Origin of the sequence: Burkholderia stagnalis, assembly GCF_902830275.1 — a bacterium.
Classification (GTDB): Bacteria; Pseudomonadota; Gammaproteobacteria; order Burkholderiales; family Burkholderiaceae; genus Burkholderia; species Burkholderia stagnalis.
On the sequence record NZ_CADESW010000008.1, the window covers coordinates 143638 to 167039 of the forward strand.

Annotated in this window: 20 protein-coding genes; 8 read left to right on the top strand and 12 right to left on the bottom strand. The window is 67.8% G+C overall.

Annotation, left to right across the window (positions count from 1 at the left end; genetic code table 11):
- Positions 1 to 50: 50 nt before the first annotated feature.
- Both choX and betC read right to left on the bottom strand, forming a co-directional pair.
- Positions 51 to 1007, bottom strand: a complete 957-nt coding sequence (gene choX / locus HWY45_RS16615; RefSeq protein ID WP_059884777.1) for a choline ABC transporter substrate-binding protein — start codon at positions 1005 to 1007, stop codon at positions 51 to 53.
- Between the two features lie 25 nt (positions 1008 to 1032).
- On the bottom strand, positions 1033 to 2574 hold the full coding sequence (betC, locus tag HWY45_RS16620) for a choline-sulfatase (protein ID WP_059884640.1): 1542 nt from the start codon (positions 2572 to 2574) through the stop codon (positions 1033 to 1035).
- Positions 2575 to 2779: 205 nt separating this feature from the next.
- Here betC and HWY45_RS16625 point away from each other — a divergent pair, with 205 nt between their 5' ends.
- Entirely contained in the window at positions 2780 to 3712 is a 933-nt protein-coding gene (locus HWY45_RS16625; protein WP_175038319.1) for a choline sulfate utilization transcriptional regulator, read from the top strand.
- A gap of 135 nt (positions 3713 to 3847) precedes the next feature.
- Positions 3848 to 4717: a formyltetrahydrofolate deformylase gene (gene purU / locus HWY45_RS16630; protein WP_059562288.1), complete on the top strand. Its 870-nt coding sequence runs from the start codon at positions 3848 to 3850 to the stop codon at positions 4715 to 4717.
- A gap of 375 nt (positions 4718 to 5092) precedes the next feature.
- Here purU and HWY45_RS16635 read toward each other — a convergent pair whose 3' ends face one another.
- Positions 5093 to 6415, bottom strand: coding sequence for an MFS transporter (locus tag HWY45_RS16635; protein WP_059801725.1), 1323 nt, complete (start codon positions 6413 to 6415; stop codon positions 5093 to 5095).
- A gap of 280 nt (positions 6416 to 6695) precedes the next feature.
- Between HWY45_RS16635 and HWY45_RS16640 the strand changes: the two genes are divergently transcribed.
- The 5 genes from HWY45_RS16640 to HWY45_RS16660 all read left to right on the top strand — a co-directional run bounded on the left by HWY45_RS16640 (position 6696) and on the right by HWY45_RS16660 (position 11801).
- Positions 6696 to 7439, top strand: a complete 744-nt coding sequence (locus tag HWY45_RS16640) for an IclR family transcriptional regulator (RefSeq protein ID WP_059801728.1) — start codon at positions 6696 to 6698, stop codon at positions 7437 to 7439.
- A 145-nt stretch (positions 7440 to 7584) separates the two neighbouring features.
- Positions 7585 to 8637 (top strand): cyclase family protein, encoded by a 1053-nt coding sequence (locus HWY45_RS16645; protein ID WP_059884638.1) that lies wholly within the window; start codon positions 7585 to 7587, stop codon positions 8635 to 8637.
- 47 nt (positions 8638 to 8684) lie between these two features.
- Positions 8685 to 9386, top strand: a complete 702-nt coding sequence (locus tag HWY45_RS16650; protein ID WP_059801732.1) for an SDR family oxidoreductase — start codon at positions 8685 to 8687, stop codon at positions 9384 to 9386.
- A 2-nt stretch (positions 9387 to 9388) separates the two neighbouring features.
- Positions 9389 to 10399 carry a 3-hydroxyacyl-CoA dehydrogenase gene (locus HWY45_RS16655; RefSeq protein ID WP_081059630.1) on the top strand — a complete coding sequence of 337 codons (1011 nt, stop codon included), beginning with the start codon at positions 9389 to 9391 and terminating at the stop codon, positions 10397 to 10399.
- Positions 10400 to 10472: 73 nt separating this feature from the next.
- Positions 10473 to 11801, top strand: a complete 1329-nt coding sequence (locus HWY45_RS16660; RefSeq protein ID WP_059884637.1) for a short-chain fatty acid transporter — start codon at positions 10473 to 10475, stop codon at positions 11799 to 11801.
- Between the two features lie 82 nt (positions 11802 to 11883).
- On the opposite strand, the gene HWY45_RS16665 is transcribed toward HWY45_RS16660, so the two are convergent.
- From HWY45_RS16665 to HWY45_RS16690, 6 genes are read right to left on the bottom strand one after another with little or no spacing between them, the layout of a single operon-like run.
- The gene (locus tag HWY45_RS16665; RefSeq protein WP_059884635.1) at positions 11884 to 12540 is read right to left on the bottom strand and encodes a nucleoside/nucleotide kinase family protein; all 657 of its coding nucleotides are present in this window, start codon (positions 12538 to 12540) and stop codon (positions 11884 to 11886) included.
- Positions 12537 to 13430, bottom strand: a complete 894-nt coding sequence (locus HWY45_RS16670; protein WP_059884633.1) for a sugar phosphate isomerase/epimerase family protein — start codon at positions 13428 to 13430, stop codon at positions 12537 to 12539. The genes HWY45_RS16665 and HWY45_RS16670 overlap by 4 nt, the downstream gene beginning before the upstream one ends.
- The gene (locus tag HWY45_RS16675; protein WP_059801740.1) at positions 13427 to 14485 is read right to left on the bottom strand and encodes an ABC transporter permease; all 1059 of its coding nucleotides are present in this window, start codon (positions 14483 to 14485) and stop codon (positions 13427 to 13429) included. The genes HWY45_RS16670 and HWY45_RS16675 overlap by 4 nt, the downstream gene beginning before the upstream one ends.
- Complete coding sequence (locus HWY45_RS16680; RefSeq protein WP_081059629.1) at positions 14482 to 15495, bottom strand: ABC transporter permease; 1014 nt, start codon at positions 15493 to 15495, stop codon at positions 14482 to 14484. Before HWY45_RS16680 ends, HWY45_RS16675 begins: the two co-directional genes overlap by 4 nt.
- Positions 15488 to 16990 (bottom strand): sugar ABC transporter ATP-binding protein, encoded by a 1503-nt coding sequence (locus HWY45_RS16685; protein ID WP_059801741.1) that lies wholly within the window; start codon positions 16988 to 16990, stop codon positions 15488 to 15490. The genes HWY45_RS16680 and HWY45_RS16685 overlap by 8 nt, the downstream gene beginning before the upstream one ends.
- A gap of 54 nt (positions 16991 to 17044) precedes the next feature.
- Complete coding sequence (locus HWY45_RS16690; protein ID WP_059884631.1) at positions 17045 to 18037, bottom strand: substrate-binding domain-containing protein; 993 nt, start codon at positions 18035 to 18037, stop codon at positions 17045 to 17047.
- 209 nt (positions 18038 to 18246) lie between these two features.
- Between HWY45_RS16690 and HWY45_RS16695 the strand changes: the two genes are divergently transcribed.
- The gene (locus HWY45_RS16695; protein WP_059884629.1) at positions 18247 to 19320 is read left to right on the top strand and encodes a LacI family DNA-binding transcriptional regulator; all 1074 of its coding nucleotides are present in this window, start codon (positions 18247 to 18249) and stop codon (positions 19318 to 19320) included.
- A 113-nt stretch (positions 19321 to 19433) separates the two neighbouring features.
- Here the strand turns inward: HWY45_RS16695 and HWY45_RS16700 are convergent, their stop codons facing one another.
- From HWY45_RS16700 to HWY45_RS16710, 3 genes are all read right to left on the bottom strand, one after another.
- On the bottom strand, positions 19434 to 21089 hold the full coding sequence (locus HWY45_RS16700) for a trimethylamine N-oxide permease (protein ID WP_059801747.1): 1656 nt from the start codon (positions 21087 to 21089) through the stop codon (positions 19434 to 19436).
- A gap of 167 nt (positions 21090 to 21256) precedes the next feature.
- Positions 21257 to 22120, bottom strand: a complete 864-nt coding sequence (locus tag HWY45_RS16705) for a glycine betaine ABC transporter substrate-binding protein (protein WP_059801749.1) — start codon at positions 22118 to 22120, stop codon at positions 21257 to 21259.
- A gap of 120 nt (positions 22121 to 22240) precedes the next feature.
- Positions 22241 to 23392, bottom strand: coding sequence for an FAD-binding oxidoreductase (locus HWY45_RS16710; RefSeq protein WP_059884628.1), 1152 nt, complete (start codon positions 23390 to 23392; stop codon positions 22241 to 22243).
- Positions 23393 to 23402 lie beyond the last annotated feature (10 nt).

A 23402-nucleotide genomic window follows, 5' to 3' on the forward strand; every position in this document is an offset into this window, starting at 1 on the left:
GCGACGGGTCGGGAAAACACGGATGGGTGGCGACGGCGGAGGCCTGCGCGTCAGCGGCCGTCGAGCGCGGCCCGCACGGCCGGCAGCCCCGGCGCGCCGTCGGCCGTCGTCACGCCGTCGAGCCAGCCGGCGACGAGCGCCGGATCGGCCTTCAGCACGCGTTGCGCAGCCAGCGCGGGCGGGGTCTTGTGGTCGAGCATGTCGGCGATCATCCGGTTCTCGATGCCGACCGTGAACGTCATCTGCCGGAACAGCCGCGCAAGGTTCGCGCACTGGCCGGCGAAGCCCGCGCGGGCGACCGTGTTGACCGTCGCGCCGCCGTAGTCGGGCCCGAAGTACGCGTCGCCGCCGGACAGGTAGGTCAGCCGGAACTTCGTGTTCATCAGATGCGGCTCCCACGCGAGAAAAACCACCCAGCGCCGGTCGCGCACCGCGCGCTCGACCTGGGTCAGCATCCCCGTCTCGCTCGATTCGACGAGCGACCAGTTCGCCGGGCCGAGCGCATGGTCGGCCAGCAGCCGCTTGATGTTCTGGTTCGCCGGCGCGCCGGGCTCGATTCCGTAGATCCGGCCGCCGAAGCGGTCGGCAAAGCGTTCGAGGTCCGCGAACGACCGCACGCCCGCGGCCGCGACGTAGTCGGGCACCGCGAGCGTGAACTTGGCGCCGCTCAGGTTCGCGTGCAGCACGTCGATCGATCGCTCGTCGACGAACGGCTTCACCAGCGGCCCCTGCGCGGGCATCCAGTTGCCGAGGAACACGTCGACCTGCCCTTTCTTGAGCCCCTGGTAGGTAATCGGCAGCGACAGGTTCGACACGTCCTGCCGGTAGCCGAGCGCCTTCAGCACGACGCCCGCCATCGCGTTGGTCGCGTCGATGTCGGTCCAGCCCGGCCCCGCCATCCGCACGTCGCGGCACGTCTGCGGTTCCGCCGCGTGCGCCGCCGTGATGCAGAAGGCGGCGCACGCGGCGCCGATGAGGCTTGCTGCTGCATTGCCCGCTCGTTTCATCGTTTGCTCCATCGTCAGAGTAGGTTCAGGCCGGGCGCGGCACGCGCGGAAAGCGCGCCATCGCCTCGAGCGCGTCGAGTTCGAGGTGATTGCGCATGTAGCGCTGGCTCGCGTCGGCAAACGGCTGCCAGTCCCACGCGTGGATGCGCCCGCGCGTGGTCGCCGCGAAATGAAAGCGCCGCCGCCGCTGGCTCGCGAGCACGTCCTGATGCAGCGCGGGCAGGTTCCAGCGCTGCGCTGCTTCCGCGCGGAACGCCGCGAGCACACCGGCCGCGTGCGGCGCATCGGCGAGGTTCTCCAGCTCGCGCGGGTCGTCTCTCAAGTTGTAGAGCTGGTCGGGGTCGGCCGGGCAATGCACGTATTTCCAGTCGCCGCGGCGGATCATCACGATCGGCGCGATCGCGCCCTCGGCCAGGTATTCGCCGAACGCGACGTCGTGCGCGGGCGCACCGCGCAAGTGCGGCACGAGGCTCGCGCCGTCGACCGGATCGGGCCAGCCGCCGGCCGGCATGCCGCCGGCAAGCTCGACGAGCGTCGGCAGCAGGTCGACGTGCGACACGGGCCCCGCCACGCGCGCCGCGTCGAAGCGGCCCGGCGCATGGACGATCAGCGGCACGCGGCAGCCGCCTTCGAAGAACGTCATCTTGTACCAGAGGCCGCGTTCGCCGAGCATGTCGCCGTGGTCCGACGTGACGATCACGATCGTGTCGTCCGCGAAGCCGCTTTCCTCGAGTGCCGCGAGCACGCGGCCGAACTGCGCGTCGACGTAGGACGTCGCGCCGTAGTACGCATGGCGCGCATTGCGCACCTGCGCGTCGGTCGGCGGCGTGCGGTCGGTTTCGCAGACGGCGCGCAGCCGCCGCGAATGCGGATCGCTGCTGCCGAGCCCGGCGGGCACGGCCGGCATGTCGATTTCGTCGTGGCGGTACAAGTCCCAGTATTCGCGCGAGATCGCGTACGGATCGTGCGGATGCGTGAGCGACACGACCATGCAGAACGGCCGCGCATCCAGCCCCGCCGCCCGCGCGCGCGCGAGGTCGAACAGCTTCTGCCGCGCGGCGAACGCGACCTCGTCGTCGAAGTCGAGCTGATTGGTGCGCACGCACGGGCCGGCGTCGAGCACCGAACTCATGTTGTGATACCAGCTCGGCCGCTCCGCTGGGCGCGCCCAGTCGGGCACCCAGCCGAAATCGGCCGGATAGATGTCGGTCGTCAGCCGCTCCTCGAAGCCGTGCAGCTGGTCGGGGCCGCAGAAATGCATCTTGCCGGACAGCACCGTGCGGTAGCCGGCCGCGCGCAGGTAGTGCGCGAAGGTCAGCGTTTGCGCCGGCAATTCGGCGGCGTTATCGTAGGCGCCGATCGCCGACGGCAGCTTGCCTGTCATCAGCGAGAAGCGCGACGGCGCGCACAGCGGGCTCGCGCAATACGCGGCATCGAACACGACGCCTTGCGCGGCGAGCCGGTCAAGCGTCGGCGTGCGCGCGATGCGGTTGCCGTAGGCGGGCAGCGCGAACGGCGTGAGCTGGTCGGCCATCAGGATCAGGATGTGGGGTGTCGGGTTCGTCATCGGCGGTCGGGAAAGAAAACGGGTCGCGTCGGGATCGCGCGCGACGCTTCGGCAGCCACTTGTCTGCTGAAACGGCGACGCTCGGCCGATATCGCGCGGAACCCCGCGAAACCTCGCTAGAATCGCCGGACGCCCCGCGTGCCGCGTCGCGCGCACGGTTGCACTATTGCCCGCCGTATCCCGCCCGGGAAGGCGTTCGGCCCTTATGGGCCCATTAGAGAGGCTTATGTCGAAACCCGATTCGCTCCCGTCGATGCAGGCGCTGCGCGCGTTCGAATCGGCCGCGCGGCTCGCGAGCTTCACGGCCGCCGCGCGCGAGCTCGGCTCGACGCAGCCGGCCGTCAGCCAGCAGGTGTTCCAGCTCGAGGCGGAGCTCGGCGTGCCGCTGTTCGAGCGCAGCCCGCGCGGCGTGACGCTGACCGACGACGGCAAGCGCCTGTACGAAGCGGTGCGCGCGAGCCTCGACACGCTGCGCGCCGCCACCGCCGCGCTGCGTGCGCGGCGCGAGCACGGCACGCTCACGCTCGTCACCGACGTCGGCTTCGCGACCTACTGGCTGATGCCGCGCCTCGCGGGCCTGAAGCGCGTGATGCCCGGCGTCGACGTGCGGGTCGTCACGTCGCAGGATGTCGACGTGCAGCGCGACCAGGCGGACATCGCGATCCTGTTCGGCGACGGCCACTGGCCGTCGTGCACGGCCGCGCGGCTGTTTCCCGAGACAGTCGCGCCGGTCTGCTCGCCGGCGTTCCGGGCCGCGCATCCGCAGGTCGCGCAGCCGCGCGACCTCGCCGGGCTGCCGCTGCTGCACGTGCAGCCGACGCGGCCGGAGCGCTGGCTCTCGTGGCGCGGCTGGTTCGACGCGCACGGGCTCGCCGCGCCGGCCGCCGCGCACGGCGTGACCTTCAACAGCTACGCGCTGGTGATCCACGCGGCACTGCTCGGCGAAGGCGTCGCGCTCGGCTGGACGCCGCTCGTCGACGAACTGCTCGCGTCCGGCCAGCTCGTGACGCTCGTCGATGCGCCGGTCGTCACGTCGCGCGGCTACTTCCTCGTACGGCCGCCGGCGCGGCCCGAGCCGGACGCGGTGCCGGTGTTCCGGCGCTGGCTGCTGGACGCGTGCGCCGCCCGCTCCGGGTAAACCACCCCGGGCGCACTGACGCGCCGATACCAGCCACACGGCGGGTAAGTTCTATCCGCTCCGAATCTGGCCTGATTTACTTCAGCATCGTGCTTTGCCGCTCACGGCAAGACGTTTATCGACCAGAGGAGCCCCATGAGCGACGCCCAACGCCCCGAACAATTCGTCCTGACGCTGTCGTGCCCGAGCGCGGCCGGCCAGGTCGCCGCCGTCGTCGGCTTTCTCGACCGGCATCGCTGCTACGTCGACGCGCTGAACGTGTTCGACGACGACCTGAGCAACCGCTTCTTCGTGCGCTGCGTGTTCCACCCGACCGACGAAACGCTGCACATCGATGCGCTGCGGCACGAATTCGCGCCGATTGCCGCCGGCTTCGACATGCAGTGGGCGATCCACGACGTCAACGCGCGGCCGAAAGTGCTGATCATGGTGTCGAAGCTCGAGCACTGCCTTGCCGACCTGCTGTTCCGCTGGCGGATGGGCGAGCTGAAGATGGACATCGTCGGCATCGTGTCGAACCATCCGGATTTCGAACCGCTCGCCGCACAGCACGGGCTGCCGTTCCGTCACTTCCCGATCACCGCGGAAACCAAGGCGCAGCAGGAAGCGCAGTGGCTCGACGTGTTCGAGACGAGCGGCGCCGAGCTCGTGATTCTCGCGCGCTACATGCAGGTGTTGTCGAAGGAAACGAGCGCGAAGCTCGCGAACCGCGCGATCAACATCCACCATTCGTTCCTGCCCGGCTTCAAGGGCGCGAAGCCGTACCACCAGGCGCACGCGCGCGGCGTGAAGCTGATCGGCGCAACCGCGCACTTCGTCACCGACGATCTCGACGAAGGCCCGATCATCGAGCAGGTGGTCGAGCGCGTCGATCACGCGCATCGCCCGGAGCAGCTGCTCGCGGCCGGGCGTGACGTCGAGTGCATCACGCTCGCGCGCGCGGTGAAGGCGTTCATCGAGCGGCGCGTGTTCCTGAACGGGGATCGGACGGTGGTGTTTCCGTAAGCGGCCGGTTCAAGCATGCGGCCCGGTGCGCCCGAAGCCGTTCCAGCCGACCAGGGCCTGTTCACGCTGATAACGGGCTTGCGCTGGCCCCCGGAAGGGCCGAGCGCAAGGAATGCGACGGAGCGAATACTCGACGTATTCGCGAGGCGCATGACGCAGCGCTCGGCCCTTCTGGGGGCCAGCCCCACGAATGACTTTTTCAAATCAGCGGAACGTGCCTTTCCGCCCGCATTGCCGCGTCGTTCGTCGTTGCAATAGCAACGGCTATTGCGCCTCCTCTCTCCTTGCCCTGCGGGCGGAAAGGCACGTTCGCAAGCCCGTTATCAGCGTGAACAGGCCACTAGAGCGCACCCGAATTTCAAGCACGCTTCGGGATCAGGTCTGCGCCGTCACCGCGCGCGGCTCGCTCGTCGCGCCTTCGCACTGAATGCGCGAGACCAGCATCAGCGCGCATGCCAGCGTAATGAGCACATGCACGATGCCCAGTGCGACCACCGACAGAATGCTGCCGGTGGCGCTCAGGAGGAACTGGCCGAGAATCGGCGTCGTGCCCGCGAACACCATGCCGCAGATCTGGTACGCGAGCGAGATGCCCGTGTAGCGCACCTGCGCCGGGAAGGCCTTCGCGAGCATGCCGGCCATTGCCGCGTAATACAGCGAGTGCGGAATCGACGCGAGCGCCATGCCGAACATCGCCAATTTGGTCGAGCCCGTGGCGATCAGCGTGAACATGATCGGCAGGGCCACGATCTCGGGCACGAGCATGTAGACGACCGCCTTCCTGAGATCGAGCTTCGTCGCGAGCACGGCGCCGAACGGCTGCACGATCAACTGCACGACGATCGCGAACGTGATCACGCCGAGGAATTGCGTGCGGTCGAAGCCGATCGACGTCACCGCCCACGAAAGCGCGAACGTCGTCTTGAAGTAGGTCGCCGAAAGCGCGATCACGCAGGCACCCACGCCAATTGCGACCAGCGCCTTGTGGTGGCGCAGCACTTCGCCGATCGGCAGCTTCACGACCTTGTTCTCCGCCTGCAGCGCCTTCATGGCCGGCGACTCGTCCACGCTCATGCGAATGAACATGCCCACTGCCACCAGCAGCGCCGACATCAGGAACGGCACGCGCCATCCCCACGTCATGAACTGGTGGTCCGGCAGCGTCGAGACGGCGAGAAACGCCACGGTCGCGAGCAGATTGCCGGCGGGCGAACCTTGCTGCGCGAACGCCGAATAGAAAATCTCCTTGCCCTTGGGCGCATGCTCCGACGAGAGCACCACCGCGCCGCCCCACTCCCCGCCCATCGCGATGCCCTGCAGCAGGCGCAGGAAAACGAGCAGCACCGGCGCGATCACGCCCGCCTGGCCGTAAGTGGGCAACAGGCCCATCGCCGTGGTGCAGAAGCCCATCAGCATCAGCGTGATGATGAGCGTTTTCTTGCGGCCCACCTTGTCTCCCAGGTGGCCGAACACGATGCCGCCGATCGGGCGCGCGAGGAAGCCGACCCAGAACGACGCGAACGACGCGAGCACGCCGACCGCAGGCGAGGTCGTGGGGAAAAACAACTTGCCGAGCACGAGCGCCGCCGCCGTGCTGTACGCGTAAAAGTCGTACCACTCGATCGTTGTGCCAACGAACGAGGCGACGCCGGCCTTGCGGGCCTGGCGATGCTGGGTGTCGAGCGTGGAAGCTTCCAAGGTATGTCTCCGGATATCGATTTCGACCGCCGTGCTTCTCATGAGAAACAGGCCCCTTCGGCACATGCAGACGGCCGCGCAAATTGTTCATATTTAGAACATCATTTCTCTTATCGAACAATCGCCGAAGCGTGCGAAATATGCGGCGCTCGCTTTACGGCGTCAATCAAGGGACAACCCGAAGTCGCGTCGTACCCGGTCAACGCGGCTGCGCGTGCGACGCCGGTGTTTACCCGTAAGCGTATTGCCAAATTTCTATCGATATGGCGATAATGTTCTCATGGATGTGAAAACTGCAGTGCGCGTCTTCGACGTGATCAACCTCTTTGCCGAAGTCCGGCAACCGATGATCTACAGCGAGATAGCGCGTCGAACCGAGATTCCGCTGTCGAGCTGCCACGCGCTGTTGCAGACGATGGTGGCCAAGGGCTATCTCTACGCGCCGGGCGTGAAGGCGGGCTATTACCCCACGCAGCGCCTGCTGCACGTCGCGCGCGACATCTGCAGCGAAGACCCGCTGACGCTGATGTTCCAGCCGCTGCTTTCCGCGCTGCGCGATGCGACCGGCGAGACGACGGCACTCGCCACGCTGGCAGGCAACCGCGTCGTCTATCTCGACGTCGTGGAGTCGCGCCAGAAGATCCGCTACAGCGACGAGCCGGGCGGCTTCATGTCCGTCGCGAGCGCGGCCGGCAAGGCGCTGCTCGGCGCGCTGGCGCCCGCGGCGCGACGCAAGCTGCTCGACAGCTGCGAACCGCTGGCGGTCGCGCCGGGCGGCTCGTTCGTGGACCGCGCAACGTTCGAGCGCGACATCGAACAGGGCGTGGCCGACGGCTGGCATCGCTCGACGGGCGAAAGCGTCGAAGACGTGGCCGGCCTCGCGCGCGGGTTCCTGATTCATGGCGAGGCATTCGCGCTCGTCATCGGCGCGCCCAAGGCGCGTCTCCTGAAGCACGAGCAGCATGCCGTGAAGGCGCTGCTCGAGGTGTATGCGCAAATCCCGCCCTCGCTGCTGGCCGCCTGACGGCTCGCGCGCAACGTCCGGCGGGGCACGAAGCGAATCGGCCCGGCAGGCAGCGGCATAACGAAACGGCCACGGAACGGATCGCCGGCGTGACGTATCGCCGGGCCCGGAGGCGGAGGCGGAGGCGGAGGCGGAGGAAGACAGCATGCGTTGGAAGAACCGGCCGAAAGGCTCGAACTGGGGCGACTTCGGTCCCGACGATCAGTTGGGCCGCCCCAACCTCATCGGCGCGGAGCAGGTGCTCAAGGGTGCGCGCGAAATTCGTGCGGGCCTGAGCTTCACGCTGTCGCTGCCGCTCGACTTTCCCGGCGGGAACACGCTCAACGCGCGCCGCCATCCGCCCGTGCTGCGCCCCACGTTCCGCGATGACCTCCCCTACGTGAACTTCCCGTTCGCGCGCAGCGAGCCGAGCGCCACCGATGTGGTCAGCGACGACCAGGTGCTGCTCTCGCTGCAATATTCGACGCAATGGGATGCGCTCGCGCACGTGGGTGCGCGCTTCGACGCCGACGGCGACGGTGTGGCCGAAAGCGTCTATTACAACGGCTATCGCGCGAACCAGGACATTGTCGGTCCGATGGAATACCGCGCGGAAACCGGCTTCGCGCCGCAAGCCTGCGGCGGCGCGCACAGCCGCGCGGACGTGCTCGGCATCGAGAACCTGGCGGTGAAAGGCATGCAGGGACGCGGCGTGCTGGTCGATTTCGCCGCGCATTTCGGGCGCGAATGCCGCACGGTCGGCTACGACGACCTCATGACGGTGATGCAGGCGGACAACGTCGAGGTCGAGCGCGGCGACATGCTCGTCCTGCGCACCGGCTTCGCCGAAATGGTGCTGGAAATGAATCGCCAGCCGGACGAGGCCGTGCTGGCGAGCCATTGCAGCGCGCTCGACGGCCGCGATGAGCGCCTCCTGCAGTGGATCACCGACACGGGCATTGCCGCACTCGCCGCGGACAACTACGCGGTCGAGCGCTACCCGGCGCGCGAACCCGCCACGCCGGGCGAACATCCGCTGCTGCCGCTGCATCATCACTGCCTCTTCAAGCTGGGCCTGCCGCTTGGCGAGCTGTGGTACCTGCGTGACCTCGCCGCATGGCTGCGCGAGCACAAGCGTTCGCGCTTCATGCTCACCGCGCCGCCGCTGCGGCTGCCGGGTGCGATGGGCTCGCCCGTCACGCCGGTCGCCACCGTCTGAGTTCAGTCCGCATTCCTGCGCCGCACAATCAACATCGGGTTCCCGACATGGCTAAAGAACGAGTCTTGATCACCGGCGGCGCCGCCGGCATTGGCGCCGCGTGTGCCGCGCGCTGCGAGGCGGACGGATACGAAGCGGTGGTGATCGACCGCGTGGGCGACGGCATCGTCGCCGACCTGTCCGACACGCAGGCAACGGCGGCCGCGCTCGAGCGTGCGCTCGCGGGCGGCCCGATCACGCGCCTCGTCAACAACGTGGGCGTCGTGCTCCCTGCCGACGCCGAGCACCAGACGCTCGACGAGCTCGAGCGCGCGTGGGCGCTCAACGTGCGTTGCGCGCAGCAGTGCATGCAGGCGCTTCTGCCCGGCATGAAGGCCGCCGGTTTTGGGCGCATCGTCAACATGTCTTCGCGCGCCGCGCTCGGCAAGGAGCTGCGCACCGCGTACTCGGCCACGAAGGCGGCGCTCATCGGCATGACGCGCGTCTGGGCACTGGAGCTCGGCGGATTCGGCGTGACCGCGAACGCCATCGGCCCGGGCCCCATCCGCACCGAGCTCTTCGACCGCGCCAACCCGCCCGGCGCGGCGCGCACCCGGGCCATCATCGACGCGGTGCCCGTCAAGCGCGTGGGCACGCCCGATGACGTCGCGCACGCGGCCTCGTATCTGCTCGACGCGCGCAGCGGCTTCGTCACGGGTCAGGTGCTGTACGTGTGCGGCGGCATGACGGTCGGCGTTGCGGGAGTCTGACGATGCAGGCCATCGACCATCTGGAAGCGGACTCACGCAGCCGGCAAGCCGGGCCGCAGCCCGCGAGCCGTCGTGCGGGCATTGTCGGCGCGGGCAGCATCGGCGTGGCGTTCGCCGTCGTGTTCGCGCGCGCGGGCTGGCGCGTGCGCCTCTTCGATCCCGACGAAGCGCGGCGCGCCGCGGCGCCCGCCGAAATCGCGTTGCGTCTGGCCGATCTCGCGCATTTCGCGCTGATCGACGAAAGCGCGATGCAAATCGCCGAGCGCGTCGAAGTGGTCGATACGCTCGAAGCCGCCGCGGCCGATGCCGATCTGGTACAGGAATGCGCGCCCGAGCGCGCCGAGCTCAAGCGAGGCCTCTTCGCGCAACTCGACCGTGCCGCGCCCCCGCACGCGATTCTCGCGAGCGCGTCGTCGTTTCTGTCGGCATCGGAGTTCGTCGACGCAGCCTTGCCGGGCCACGCGCGCTGCCTCGTCGCGCATCCGGGCAATCCGCCCTATCTGGTGCCCGTGATCGAGATCGTGCCCGCCCCCTTCACCTCCGCGGATGCCACCGTGCGCGCCGTCGCGCTCTACGGCGAGGCGGGCCTCATGCCCGTACAGGTGAACAAGGAAGTGGCCGGCTTCATCTTCAACCGGCTGCAAGGCGCGGTGCTGCGCGAAGCGTATTGCCTGGTGCGCGACAACGTGGCATCGGTCGACGATATCGACACGGTGATGCGCGAAGGACTCGCGCCGCGCTGGTCGGTGATCGGACCGTTCGAGACCGTCGACCTGAACACGCGCGGCGGCATCGCCTCGCATGCGCAGAAGATGGGACCGTCCTACGAACGCATGGGCGCCGAGCGCGGCCAGCACGATCCGTGGACGCCCGAGCTCGTCGCGCGGGTGGCGGCCGCGCGGCGTGCAGCGCTGCCGCTCGATCAATGGGACGCGCGCGTGACGTGGCGAGACCGCCAGCTCATGCATCTCGCGCGGCACCGCAAGTTCGCCGCGCCCGCTGACGACGACTGACTCGCGTATTCGCGGCCCGCTCCTTGCACGACGTGCCGCCCCATAACGATTACGATTCGACGGAGACGACACCATGCAAAGAATTACCGCATTCTTCACCGAGTTGATGCGCCGGTACTTGCCCGATCCGTTCGTCTTCGCGATCGGCCTCACGTTGCTCACGATGGCGCTGGCCGTGGTCGTGCAGGGCCAGGCCGTGACCGCGCTCGCCACGAGCTGGGGCAAGGGCTTCTGGGCGCTGCTCGCCTTCACGACGCAGATGGCCGTGATTCTCGCGATGGGCTACGTGCTCGCCACCGCGCCGCTCACCGACCGCTTTCTGGATCGCCTCGTCTCGCAGGTGAACTCGCCGCGCATGGCCATCGTCGCCGCGACGCTGGTGGGCGGCATCGGCAGCTGGCTGAACTGGGGCTTCGGGCTCGTGGTGGGCGGCATCGTCGCGCGCAAGCTCGCGTTGCGCGTGAAGGGCGTGCACTACCCGCTCATCATCGCGTCGGCGTACAGCGGTTTCACGCTCTATGGGCTCGGCCTTTCCGCCAGCATCCCCGTGCTGATTTCGACGAAGGGGCATCCGCTCGAAGCGCAGATGGGCGTCATACCGCTGTCCGAGACGATCTTCTCGCCCGCCATGCTCGTGACGAGCCTCGTGACCATCATCACGCTGCCGATCCTGAACGCGTGGCTGCATCCCGGTGCCGGGCAGCCGGTGAAGGAGATCGACCGCGCGCTCGAAGCCGCGCCCAAATCCGCCCTGCCCGTGCTCGATCTCGACGAAAGCGGCACGCTCGCCGCCCGCCTGAACAACAGCCGCCTGCTGAGCTATGCAATCGGCGCAATCGGCATGGGCTACGTCGCGTTGCACTTCGTGCGGGGCGGCTCGATCGACCTGAACCTCATCAACTTCTTCATCCTGTTCCTCGGCATCCTGCTGCTCGGCACGCCGATCCGCTATGTCGAGAAGCTCAACGAGGGCATCCGCACGATCAGCGGCATCATCCTGCAGTATCCGTTCTATGCCGGCATCATGGCGATCATGGCGTCGTCGGGGCTCGTCGATACCTTGTCCGCGGCCTTCGTCAAGGTCGCGACGCCCGCCACGCTGCCGTTCTGGGGCTTGATCAGCTCGTTCGTCATCAACTTCTTCGCCCCCTCGGGCGGCGGCCACTGGGTCATCCAGGGGCCGTTCATGATCGAAGCGGCGAAGACAATCGGCGCATCCGTCGGCCACACCTCCACCGCCGTGATGCTCGGCAACGCATGGAACGATCTGGTGCAGCCGTTCTGGATCCTGCCGGCGCTTGCGCTTTCCAGGCTCAAGCTCAGGGACATCATGGGCTATACGGTGATCATGATGTTCTGGATCGGCATCGTCTATTCGGTGGCGATCCTCGCCTGGGGCTGAGACGAGCGTTCTCGAAACCGAGGTGCGCCCTCGTCTGCCGGAGCATCTTCAGGCGCACCGAGCAACATGCTCGACCCGGCCTCTACCCCGCATCCCGCACGACGAAATCCGCAGGTGCGCGCCGCGACAACACCAGATCGACGTTGACGAGATCGTTCCCGTCGAGCTTCGCGCGCACGCCGGCCTCGTCCATCCCGAGTTCGCGCCACCGCGCAGCGAGACGCGCGGCGAGCACCGGGCGTGGTACGTCGAGCATCACGGTCACGTCGAAGCAGCGCCGCGGCGCGGCCCATGCGGGATCGTCGAACAGCAGGTAGTTGCCCTCGACCAGCACGAGCCGAACCGAAGCGGCGATGATCTCGGCGCCCGCCCGCGCGATTTCCAGCGAACGGTCGAAGACGGGCACCGCGACAGGCTTGCCGTCGTCCGCGCGCAACCTGCCGAGCATCGCCGCAAGGCCGTCGACGTCGAACGTATGCGGCGCGCCCTTGCGCGCGCGATGGCCGCGCGCGCCCAGCACCCGGTCGTCGTAATGAAAGCCGTCCATGCCGAGCACGGCCGCCGTCTCCGGTTCGCTCCGGTTGAGTTCGTCGCAAAGCCGTCGTGCGAACGTGCTCTTGCCTGCGCCGGGCGGGCCGGCGATCGCGACGATCCTGCGTGCCGCGTTCCGCTCGCCGCGCAGATGATCGGCGAGGCCGGCGAGATCGACGGACAGTTCGACGCGCGTCGCGCCGCTCATGGCAGGCGGCTCCGTTCCGCCTGCTTCAGCGCTTCCTGCGCGGACTTGAGCTGCACGCGCGTGTACATCAGCGCGTGGGACGCGAGGTCGCGGCTGTCTTCCCACAGGTTGCGCCAGATCGCGAGGATGCCTTCGAGCGGCTGCCCGACCACGCGCGACGAGAAACTCTCGAACGTGATCGGCCCTTGGTAGCCGCTGAACACCAGCGCGCGAAACACTTCCGTGAAATCGATGCTGCCCGAGCCGAGATAGCCGCGATGGGAATCGCCGATGTGGAAGTAGCCGAGATGGTCGCCCGTAGCGCGGATCGCCGACGTCACGTCGGATTCCTCGATGTTCATGTGATACGTGTCGAGATGCACCTTCACGTTCGGCATGCCGATCCGCGTGCACAGCTCGACGCCTTGCGACGCGGTGTTCAGCACGTTCGATTCGTACCGGTTGACCACTTCGAGCCCGAGCGTGATCCCGCTCGCGGCGGCCGTTTCCGCGACCTGCCCCAGGATGTCCACGGACATCGCGACGCCGGCGGCCGTGGTCGGCTCCGCATACTTCCGGAATGCCGAATACAGGATCCCGCACACGTGCGTCGCGCCGCAATCGCGCGCGACGCGCAGCGCGGCCTCCAGCTTGCGCTTGCCGCGCGCCGCCTTCGCCGCGTCGCCGCTCGCGATGTCGGACTCGGCGTCGAGCCCGAGCGAAAAGGTGATCCCGATGCCGTGCTTCTCCAGTTCCCGCCGCGTGAAGCCGGCGTCGATCGACTCCGGGTCGAGCGCCGCCACCTCGATGAAATCGAAGCCCGTCTCGGCCGTGTTCGCGATCGCCCGCGCGCATTCGTCGTGGCTCCACCCTGCTTCCCACACCAGTGCGTGTACGCCAAGCTTGTTCATTCACCCTCCTTTTGACGATGGCGTCCCGGGCCGCTGAACGCGGCGCCCGCCGCGCGCGCACGAACCAGGGACTGGAAAACGCCGCGCGCCCATATCCAGCGCACGAGCATCACGGCCAGCAGGAACGCCCCCCACAGCGCGGTGGCGAGGTGCTGGCTGGCGCCGAGCAGATTGAGGCCGGACGCGATCACCTGCAGGATCACGAGCGCAATCACGACGGGCGCGACACGCCCGAAGCCGCCGAACGGGTCGACGCGCCCCAGGAAGCACGCGAGCACGGAGATCAGCAGGAACGCCTCGCCGTGACCGACGCGCACCGAATTGAAGCGCGCGAGCATCACGACGCCGGCCACGCCGCACATCAGGCCCGACAGCATGTAGATGCGCGTGATCGCGCGCGCCGTCGCGATGCCCGAATAGCGCGTCGCCTCGACGTTCGAGCCGATCATCCGCGTGACGAAGCCGAGCCGCGAGTGCGTCATCACCACGTGCCAGAGCAGCGCGCAGCCCGCGAAGATCCACAACGGCACTGGAATGCCGAGCCACAGCCCGTTGCCCATCGCGCGCACGACCGGCGGAAATCCCGACAGGTCGCCGCCGCGCGTCAGGAACTCGCCGAGCCCGCGCAGGAAGATCATCGCCGACAGCGACACCAGGATCGGGCTCGCGCCCGTGTGCGCGATGATCGCGCCGATCAGCCAGCCGGCCGCCGCGCCCGTGGCGAGCGCGGCGGCGACGCCCGCCAGCACCACGCCGGCGCCCGCGTCGGCGCCGCCGTGCGACTGGATCACCCAGGCCATCGCCAGCCCGGCGATGTTCGCGGTGAAGGTCACCGCGAGATTGAAGCCGCCGGAGATCAGCGGCATCAGCATCGCGAGCGTGAAGAGGCCGAGCTCCGGCAACTGGAACGCGATCGACACGAAGGTGCTGCCGGACAGGAACCGGTCCGACGCCGCGCTCATCGCGACGACGACGACGGCCAGGAAGCCGAGCAGGCCGGCGACGTCGGCCTGGACGAGCGGTGCGCGGACGCGCGGCGGCGTGACGTTGTTCATGAGGACACCTCGTTGCGTGACGATGCGAAGCGCGCGCCGACGAGCCGCGCGACCCCGTCGCTCGACAGCGTGATGGCGACGAGGATCACCGCGCCGACGATCATCTTGAACGCGTAAGGGGAAATGCCGAGCAGGTTCAGCCCGTTCGCGGTGATCGACACCAGCAGGATGCCGAGCACCGTGCCCAGCACCGTGCCGCGTCCGCCGCCGAGCCGCGCGCCGCCGAGCACGACCGCGGCGAGCACGTCGAGCTCGCGGCCGACCAGCGCGTTGGGCACGACCTCCTGCACCGTGTGCGCCTGCATCAGCCCGGCGATGCCGGCCATCATCCCGAGCCAGCCGAACGCGAGGTAATGCATCGCGGCGAGATCGATGCCGACGCGACGCGCGGCCTCCGGGTTGTCGCCCATCGCGTAGAGCTGGCGGCCGATCGTCGTGCGCCGCAGCAGGAACCACGTCGCGACCACCGCCGCGAACATCACCGCGACGGGCAGCGCGAGATCGGCGGCACCGCCCGGCGATGCGATCCGCAGCAGCGACACGCGCGCCGTCCACCAGTCCGGCAGGTCGTAGATCGACACGCCGCCCGTCACGAACATCAGCCCGCCGAAAAAGAGGTTGAAGGTCGCGATCGTCGCGACGATCGACACGATGCGGAACCGGTAGATGATCGTCGCGTTGAGCGCGCCGAGCAGCACGCCGAACGCCACCGAAAGCGCGAAGCCGAGCGCCCAGCTGCCACCGCCCAGCCGCATCACGGTCAGCGCGGTCAGGTACTGCACCACCGATGCGCCGACCGCGAACGAAATGTCGATGCCGCCCGCGATCAGCACGATCAGCAGCCCGACCGCGAAGATGATGTTGACCGCGCTCTGGTTCAGCAGGTCGAACAGGTTGGACAGCGTCAGGAACGTCGACGTCGAGAGTCCGAGGCCGACGGCCATCATCGCGATGACGGCGATCAGCACCGCCTCGACCGTCCCGATGCCGGTTTTGCGCAGGTCAGGCATGGACGTCTCGCTCGATCTGTTCGATGGGCGTGCCGCGCGGCACGTACTCGGCGACGATGCGTCCCGCCCGCATGTGCAGGATCCGGTCCGCGTTGAAATAGACTTCGGGGATCTCGTCGGAAATCAGCAGGATCGCCATCCCCGTTTCGGCGAGCCGGTGGATGATCGCGAAGATGCCGGCGCGCGCGCCCACGTCGACGCCGACCGTCGGCGAATCCAGGATCAGCAGCTTCGGGCGCGTCGCGAGCCATTTCGCGAGCACGATGCGCTGCTGGTTCCCGCCCGACAGCGTCGACACCGCGTCGCCGGGCCGGCCGATCTTCACCGCGAGGCGGTCGATCCAGTCGTGAATCAGCGCATCGCGCTTGCGCGACGCAATCAGCCGCGTGGCGCCGAGCAGATCGTCGAGTACCGCGATCACCGCGTTGTCGCCGATCGACTGCGCCTGCACGAGGCCGAGTTGCAGACGGTCCTCCGACACGTATGCGATGCCGGCGCGGATCGCCTCGCGATTCGAGCGGATCGACAGCCGTCGCCCGTCAACGCGGATCTCGCCGGCATGCGGGCGCGTGATGCCGAACAGCGACAGCGCGAGCTCGGTGCGCCCGGCGCCCAGCCGCCCCGTCACGCCGACGATTTCACCGCGCCTCACGCGCAGCGACACCGCGTCGTATTCGCCGCGCCGGCACAGGCGGTCGACGCGCAGCACGTCCGGCGCGGCGGACAGGTCGGTCGAGCGCACCGCGTAATCGAACGTGCGGCCCGTCATCAATTCGGTGAGCCGGGTCTGCGTCATCCCTTCGGTCGGATACGTGCCGACGTGGCGGCCGTCGCGCATCACGGTCACGCGGCTGCACACGTCGAGCACCTCGGCCAGCCGATGGCTGACGAACACGACCGCGATGCCGTCCGACGACAGCCGGCGCACGATCGCGAGCAGCGCGCCCGTCTCCGCGTGGCTCAGCGACGCGGTCGGCTCGTCCATGAACACCACGCGCGCATCGGCGACGAGCGCGCGCGCGATCGCGACCACCTGCCGCTGCGCGATCGACAGCGCGCGCACCGGGCGGCCGAGGTCCAGCGCGACGCCGAGCCGCTCGAGAATCCGGCGCGCCGCCGCGTTCATCTTCCCGTAGTCGACGAGGCGCGGCCACGCGCCGAGGTTGCGCTCGAACGCGATGTTCTCGGCGACGGTCATTTCCGGGAACAGCGCGAGGTCCTGCCAGATCACCTGGATGCCGAGCGCGCGCGCACGGGCCGGATCGAGCTGCGCGACGGGCCGGCCGTCGAACCGCAGCACCGCGCCCGGCTCGGGCTGGTAGACGCCGCTGACGATCTTGATCAGCGTGCTCTTGCCACAGCCGTTTTCGCCGGCGAGGCACAGCACCTCGCCGGGCATCACGTCGAACTTCACCTGCTGCAGCGCGCGCACGCCGCCGAACGTCTTCGACACGTTGTCGAGTTCGAGCAGTGCGGGCGAAGGGGCTGGAATCATGGCGATGCGTCTCCGGTGCGATCGGGATCAACAGGGAAGCCGGGCACGCGCCGCTCAGAGCCCCTGCTTCGCGAGTGCGTCAACCGTCTTCTCGTTGAGATCGACGAGCTGGTTGACGATCAGGTTGTGCCCGTCCGGATGCACGACGCCGAGGCCCGGGATCGTCGTGCCGTCCTTGATCGGCTGCCCCTTCGCGACCATCGTGCCGAGCGTGACGAACACTTCGCCGGCCTGTTCGGGGTTCCACATATAGCCGCCCGTCAGCACGCCGTCGCGCACGAGCCGGCGGCCCTGGCCCGGCGAGAACGGGCCGAGCACGACGAGCTTGCCCTTCGCCTGCCGCTCCGCGACCGCGCGCGCCGCGCCGATCGGGCCCTGGCTGCCGAACGCGAGGATCGCCTTCAGGTTCGGATGCGCGCGCATCAGGTCGAGCGCCGTCTTGCGCGACGCGTCGACATCCTCGGCGACGCCGTAGCGGTCGCCCACCAGCTTCATGTCCGGATGGTTGGCCTTCAGATACGCGATCGCCGCATCGGCCCACGCGTTGTGCAGCGGCACCGTCAGCGAGCCGACGAACACCGCGTATTCGCCCTTGCCGCCGACCGCGCTCGCCAGCTTCTTCGCATACGCTTCGCCGAAGCCCTGCGCGGACGCCAGCTCGAAATTCCAGTCCGCGTTCTTCTGCTTCGGCGATTCGTGCGTGATGACCTTGATGCCCGCCGCGCGCGCCCGTTGCAGCACGGGCTCGAGCACCTCGGCGTCGTTCGGCACCACGCCGATCACGTCGACGTGCTGCGCGATCAGGTCCTCGATCGCGCGCACCTGCAGCGCCGGATCGGCGCTCGTCGGCCCGACCATGAACGCCTTCACGCCGAGCTGCTCGGCACGCTTCTTGATGCCCGCATCCATCGCGTTGAACCACGGAATCCCGCCGATCTTCACGACGACTCCGATCACGGGCTTGTCGGGCGACGCCCACGCCAGGCTGCTTGCCAGCACGCACGCGACCACGCCCGCGCACATCGATCGCACGAAGTTGATTGACATGTCTCCTCCATTGGATGGCGACCGCCTTCGCCGGACCCGGCATGACAGCGGTTTCGGCCGTTGCTGAATCCATTCAGCAGCAACGTTCGCGTATGCTGAATCCATTTAGCGTCGACGTGAAGCACAGGAAAACCCTGATAATGGAATCCGTGGCCGATCGACTACCGTCGGCATCAGACAAAATCAGTACACGAGGGGAGCAGAGGCAGATGGCCCGCACGAACACCGGACGCAAGTCCACGATTTACGACATCGCGAAGGCGACCGGCTCGTCGACGTCCGCGGTGAGCATGGTGCTGAACGGCACGTGGGAGCGATACCGGATCAAGGAGGAAACCGCGCGGCGCATTCTCGACAGCGCGCAGGCGCTCGGCTACCAGGTCAACCTGAGTGCACGCGGGCTGCGGCTGTCGCGCTCGGGGCTGGCCGGCATGATCATCCCCCACTACCGCAACCGCTTTTTCGCGGGACTCGCGGAAACGTTCGAAGACGAAGCGCGGCGCCGCGGCCTGTGCCCGATCGTCGTCGGCACGCAGCGCGATCCGGCCGTCGAGCTGCACGTCGCGCAGACGCTGCTGTCGCAGCGGGTCGAATGGCTGTTCGTCACTGGCGTGCGCAACCCGACGCCGCTCAATGCACTGTGCGCGGAGGCTGGCGTGCCGTCGATCAACCTCGACCTGCCCGGCGAAGGCGCGCCGTCGGTCGTGTCGGACAACCGCGGCGGCGCGCGTGCGCTGACCGACGTGCTGCTCGACAAGATGCTCGCGCGCGGCGATGCGCCGGACGAATTGATCCTGCTCGGCGGCTTCGCCGGCGAATACGCGACGGACATGCGGATCGCCGGATTTCGCGACGCGTTCGAGGCGCGGCGGCTGAAGCAGCCGTCGCCGCATGCGATCGAATGTTGCGGCTACGGCCCGACGGCCGCGCGGCAGGCGCTCGCGCGGCGCTACGAGACGCTCGGCCGGCTCCCGGCCGGCATGCTGATCAACTCGCTGACCGTGCTGGAAGGGCTCGTCCAGTTCGCGTCGGAATTGCCGTGGGACATCTGGCAGCGCGCGGCGGTCGGGTGCTTCGACTGGGATCCGTTCGCCGCACGCCTGCCGTTCGACGTGACGATGCTGCGTCAGGACGTGCAGCGGATGATCGCGGAAGCGTTCGCGCTGCTCGACGCGGGCACTGCGGGTGATACGGCGGGCCATCAGGTCGTAATGGTGCCGACGCGCTTCATGCGCACGCTCGGCGACGATGCGCGGACGGCGGATGACGAGGCCGCGAACTGAACGATGCGGCGTGGCATTGTTGTGCACGGCAAGCAGATGTTCGCCGATTCGTCGCGCCGGGCCCGTGTGCGGTTTCCGGGTCCGGCGCGAGAATCGCTACGCCTGCCGCGCGCTTACTTCACCCACGCAAGGTAATACGACAGCCAGATCGTCAGCGCGGCCCCGACCAGCGCCGCATACGGCGCGAGATTGAGCCACACGCTGCGCTTCGGCACCTCGAGCTCCATGTCGTGCTGCATCTGCTCGGGGAAGCGGCCGCGATCCTGCCAGTAGTGGCGGTAGAGGAACACCGGCACGATCAGCAGCATCGCGATCAGCCCGTTGCGCAGCGTGCCCTCGCCCTGCAGGTTCGCGCCCGCGCCGACGTACACGAGGTTCGCGTAGCCGCACAGCGAGCCGGCGACGAGCAGCCACGTCGGGCAGCGGAACGGCCGCTCCCAGTTGCCGCGGTCCATCCGGTGAATCCAGCCGGACTGCAGGTTCAGGAATACGAACAACATGTAGCAGACGTTCGAGATCGACAGCACCGTCATGTAGTCCGACATCATCAGCAGCACGAGGTTGAAGCCGAGATCGGTCCACATCGCGCGCGTGGGCGAGCCGTGCTCGTTCACGTGCGACAGGTACTTCGGCAGCCAGCCGTCCACCGACGCCTGGTACAGCGTGCGCGACGAGCCCATCATCGACGTCATCACGATCAGCAGGATCGACAGCATCAGCATCACGACGACCGCGTTCGCGACCCACGCGCCGCCGCCGACGATCTTCGCCATCGCGGCCGCCACGCCGGTGCCGTCGCCGATCGCCGGATCGAGCATCGCCTGCGTGCCGAGCGCGCCCTGGAACGCCATCGGCACGAGCGTCATCACGACCAGGCACAGCGCGCCCGACCAGAAGATCGCCTTCGCGGTATCGCGGCGCGGATCGCGGAATTCGCGCGTGTAGCAGACAGCCGTTTCGAAACCGTACGACGCCCAGCCCGCCATGAACATCGCGCCGAGCGCCATCACGACGCCCTGCCCGTTCCACGAGCCGAACGTGGTCGCGCTCAGGTTGCCTTGCGCGTCATGGCCGAGCGGCAGCAGCGGCAGCAGGTTCGACATCGGCACGTCGCCGGTCACGAACGGCACGATGCCGACGATCAGAAGCGGCGTGAGCGACGCGATGCCGAGAATGCGCTGCGTGCGCGCGGCCTTCGACGCACCGCTGTGCTGCAGCTTGAACGTGATGAGAAGCAGGATCGTCGCAATGATGAACGTCGCGTTGATCCGCAGGGACAGGCCCGGCTTGATGAAGCTCAGGTCTGCTATCTTGAGCTGCCAGTGCAGCACCGCCGCATCGGCGGGAAAGAGGCTGGTCAGCGCATAGCTCGCCGCGAGACCGCACCCGAGTGCGAGCATCGGCGACCACGCGAGCCAGTTGCACCACACGGATACCGGGGCAATCAGTTTGCTGTAGCGCACCCAGCCGATCGCGCCGTATACCGACGCACCGCCCGATTTATGGGGAAACAGCCCGGAAATTTCCGCATAAGTCGCGCTTTGGATCAGCCCCATCGTGATCGCGGCGATCCAGATCGCCCACGCAGGCTGGCCGATCGTCGCGCATACGCCGCCGATCGTGAACAGCACGCCTGCCGGCACGCCGCTCGTTACCCAGAATGCGTCCTTCCACGTCAGGCCACGATGCAGCGTGTGGCCTGTCGAATCATGTGAGATGGTTGCCTCAACACCACTGGTGCTATTCGCACGCAGTCCTGCCTGACTCATCCAAATCCTCCTGTGATGACTCCGCACAAGAGGCGCAGTGTAACAACTTTTGCGCGTTTTTGCAGAATCGGAAAAATAATTCCGGGATGTGACGCCGGTTCCGCTTAAATGATTCGGAATCCTGCTCGTCACTCCCGGATGTCGTTTTTATGATTTCGTGAGACGAATTACTGCGCGCCTTCCGTCCATGCATTCACGCGGTCCGCATGGGCTGCGATCCACGCATCGGCGGCGGCGTCCGGCTTCGATCCGTTCTGGATCGCCAGCATCACGCTGTCGATCTCGCCTGGCTTCCACTGGAATTTCTTCAGGAATGCGACCACCGGCTTCGCCTTCGTTTCGAGGCCAGGATTCGCGACGCTGTCGACGTGCTCCGCACCGCCGAACACCTTCTTCGGATCCTCGAGGAAGCGCAGCTTCCACTTCGCGAACATCCAGTGCGGCGCCCAGCCCGTGACGATCACCGGCTTGCTCGCATTGACCGAACGCGCCAGTTCCGCCGTCATCGCGCTGCCCGAGCTCGGCATCAGCGAGTAGCCGAGGCCGTAGTTCTTGATTGCCTCGTCGGTCTTGCGCATCACGCCGGCACCGGCGTCGATCCCGACGATGCGGCCGCCGAAGTCGGCCTTCTCGGCGTTCAGGTCGTCGATGCTCTTCGCCTTCACGTAGGCCGGCACGATCAGGCCGATCTTCGCGTCGTTGAAGTTCGCGCCGAGATCGACCACCTTGGTCTTGTACTGATCCCAGTACGAGCCGTGCGTGACCGGCAGCCATGCGGACAACGTCGCGTCGAGGTCGCCGCGCGCGACGCCCTGCCACATCACGCCGGCCGCGACCGGCACGAGCTGCACCTGGTAGCCGAGCTTCTTCTCGATGATGCGCGCGGCGACGTTCGACGTCGCGACGCTGTCGTCCCAGCCTTCGACATAACCGATCTTCAGCGTGGGCTTCGTGTCGGCGAGCGCCGATGCGCTCAACGCCACCATTGCCGACAGCGCGCCGGTCCACAGCAGTTTTCCGAACAACTTCATGGTCGATCTCCTTTGAATCGGGCGCGAATGCCCCCATGCCTCTCTAGGTTCTTCAACCACAATTCCGCGGTATCGTTGTTTTCCGACGCGCGCTTGCCCAGCCGCGACGTCGGCGGCTACTTACTTGTCGATCACGAGATCCGAGAGCGGCTTGCTGCAGCACAGCAGCACCATCCCCTGATCGATCTCGCGCTGGCGAATCCCGCCGTTGTGCTTCATCTCGACCTGCCCGGACACGAGCTTCACCTTGCAGGTGCCGCACATGCCCTGCGTGCACGACGCGGGCAGCCGCACGCCCGACTGGCGTGCCGCGTCCAGCACGTGCTGCTCGGAGCCGCACGCGATCTCGCGGTTGCTCTTCGCGAAGCTGACGGTGAACTGCGTCGTCGCCGCGCCGCCGTCGCCGTTCGTGGCGGGTGCAAGATCGGCGGCCAGCTCGGCGCTCGCCGTCTCGGCGAGCGTCTCGAACGAGAAGCTCTCCTCGTGGTACTGCTTGCGGTCGAACCCGGCTTCGTCGAGCAGGTCGCGCACGGCCTTCATGTAGGGCGCCGGGCCGCACGTGAAAATCTCGCGCTCCATGAAATCCGGCGCGATCAGCTTCAGCAGCGGCAGCGTCAGGAAGCCCGTGACGCCCGGCCAGTTGGTGCGCGTGCCGACGCGCTCGACGACGAACGACGCACGGAAGTTCGTGTGGTTCGACGCGATCAGGTCGAGTTCGCGCGCGAAGATGATGTCGTCCGGCGTGCGTGCGCTGTGCACGAACACGATGTCGCGATCCTCGGCGAGATCGTGATGCGCGCGGCTCATCGACATCAGCGGCGTGACGCCCGAGCCCGCGGAAAGAAACAGGTACTTGCGCGCCGGATGCCGCGCGCAGGTGAACTCGCCGGCCGGGCCGAGCACACGGATCGGCGCGCCCGGCTGCAGGTTGTCGTGCAGCCAGTTCGACACCTTGCCGCCCGGCACGCGCTTGACCGTGATCGAGATCGTGTGCGGCCGCGCGGGCGACGACGAAATCGTGTAGCAGCGGTTGATCGTCTCGCCGTCGATGTCGAGCTCGAGCGTGATGAACTGCCCCGGCTCGAACGAGAACGCACGGCCCTGCGGCGAACGGAAGAAGAAGCTCTTCACGTCGTGCGTTTCCTGCCGCACGTGGCAGCACACCAGCGTTTCCTCGACGTCGCTCGTCCAGCGCTCGGGGAGCGCGTTCCAGAACGCCGGGCGCGTCACCCGGCTGTCGGCCGGCTCGAAATTCGCCGCATCTCGCATCATGTCTGACTCC

Excerpts from the sequence above, each read along its gene's own strand:
- choX (WP_059884777.1), bottom strand. The coding sequence starts at position 1,007 with ATGAAACGAGCGGGCAATGCAGCAGCAAGCCTCATCGGCGCCGCGTGC.
- betC (WP_059884640.1), bottom strand. The coding sequence starts at position 2,574 with ATGACGAACCCGACACCCCACATCCTGATCCTGATGGCCGACCAGCTC.
- HWY45_RS16625 (WP_175038319.1), top strand. The coding sequence starts at position 2,780 with ATGGGCCCATTAGAGAGGCTTATGTCGAAACCCGATTCGCTCCCGTCG.
- purU (WP_059562288.1), top strand. The coding sequence starts at position 3,848 with ATGAGCGACGCCCAACGCCCCGAACAATTCGTCCTGACGCTGTCGTGC.
- HWY45_RS16640 (WP_059801728.1), top strand. The coding sequence starts at position 6,696 with ATGGATGTGAAAACTGCAGTGCGCGTCTTCGACGTGATCAACCTCTTT.
- HWY45_RS16645 (WP_059884638.1), top strand. The coding sequence starts at position 7,585 with ATGCGTTGGAAGAACCGGCCGAAAGGCTCGAACTGGGGCGACTTCGGT.
- HWY45_RS16650 (WP_059801732.1), top strand. The coding sequence starts at position 8,685 with ATGGCTAAAGAACGAGTCTTGATCACCGGCGGCGCCGCCGGCATTGGC.
- HWY45_RS16655 (WP_081059630.1), top strand. The coding sequence starts at position 9,389 with ATGCAGGCCATCGACCATCTGGAAGCGGACTCACGCAGCCGGCAAGCC.
- HWY45_RS16660 (WP_059884637.1), top strand. The coding sequence starts at position 10,473 with ATGCAAAGAATTACCGCATTCTTCACCGAGTTGATGCGCCGGTACTTG.
- HWY45_RS16665 (WP_059884635.1), bottom strand. The coding sequence starts at position 12,540 with ATGAGCGGCGCGACGCGCGTCGAACTGTCCGTCGATCTCGCCGGCCTC.
- HWY45_RS16670 (WP_059884633.1), bottom strand. The coding sequence starts at position 13,430 with ATGAACAAGCTTGGCGTACACGCACTGGTGTGGGAAGCAGGGTGGAGC.
- HWY45_RS16675 (WP_059801740.1), bottom strand. The coding sequence starts at position 14,485 with ATGAACAACGTCACGCCGCCGCGCGTCCGCGCACCGCTCGTCCAGGCC.
- HWY45_RS16680 (WP_081059629.1), bottom strand. The coding sequence starts at position 15,495 with ATGCCTGACCTGCGCAAAACCGGCATCGGGACGGTCGAGGCGGTGCTG.
- HWY45_RS16685 (WP_059801741.1), bottom strand. The coding sequence starts at position 16,990 with ATGATTCCAGCCCCTTCGCCCGCACTGCTCGAACTCGACAACGTGTCG.
- HWY45_RS16690 (WP_059884631.1), bottom strand. The coding sequence starts at position 18,037 with ATGTCAATCAACTTCGTGCGATCGATGTGCGCGGGCGTGGTCGCGTGC.
- HWY45_RS16695 (WP_059884629.1), top strand. The coding sequence starts at position 18,247 with ATGGCCCGCACGAACACCGGACGCAAGTCCACGATTTACGACATCGCG.
- HWY45_RS16700 (WP_059801747.1), bottom strand. The coding sequence starts at position 21,089 with ATGAGTCAGGCAGGACTGCGTGCGAATAGCACCAGTGGTGTTGAGGCA.
- HWY45_RS16705 (WP_059801749.1), bottom strand. The coding sequence starts at position 22,120 with ATGAAGTTGTTCGGAAAACTGCTGTGGACCGGCGCGCTGTCGGCAATG.
- HWY45_RS16710 (WP_059884628.1), bottom strand. The coding sequence starts at position 23,392 with ATGATGCGAGATGCGGCGAATTTCGAGCCGGCCGACAGCCGGGTGACG.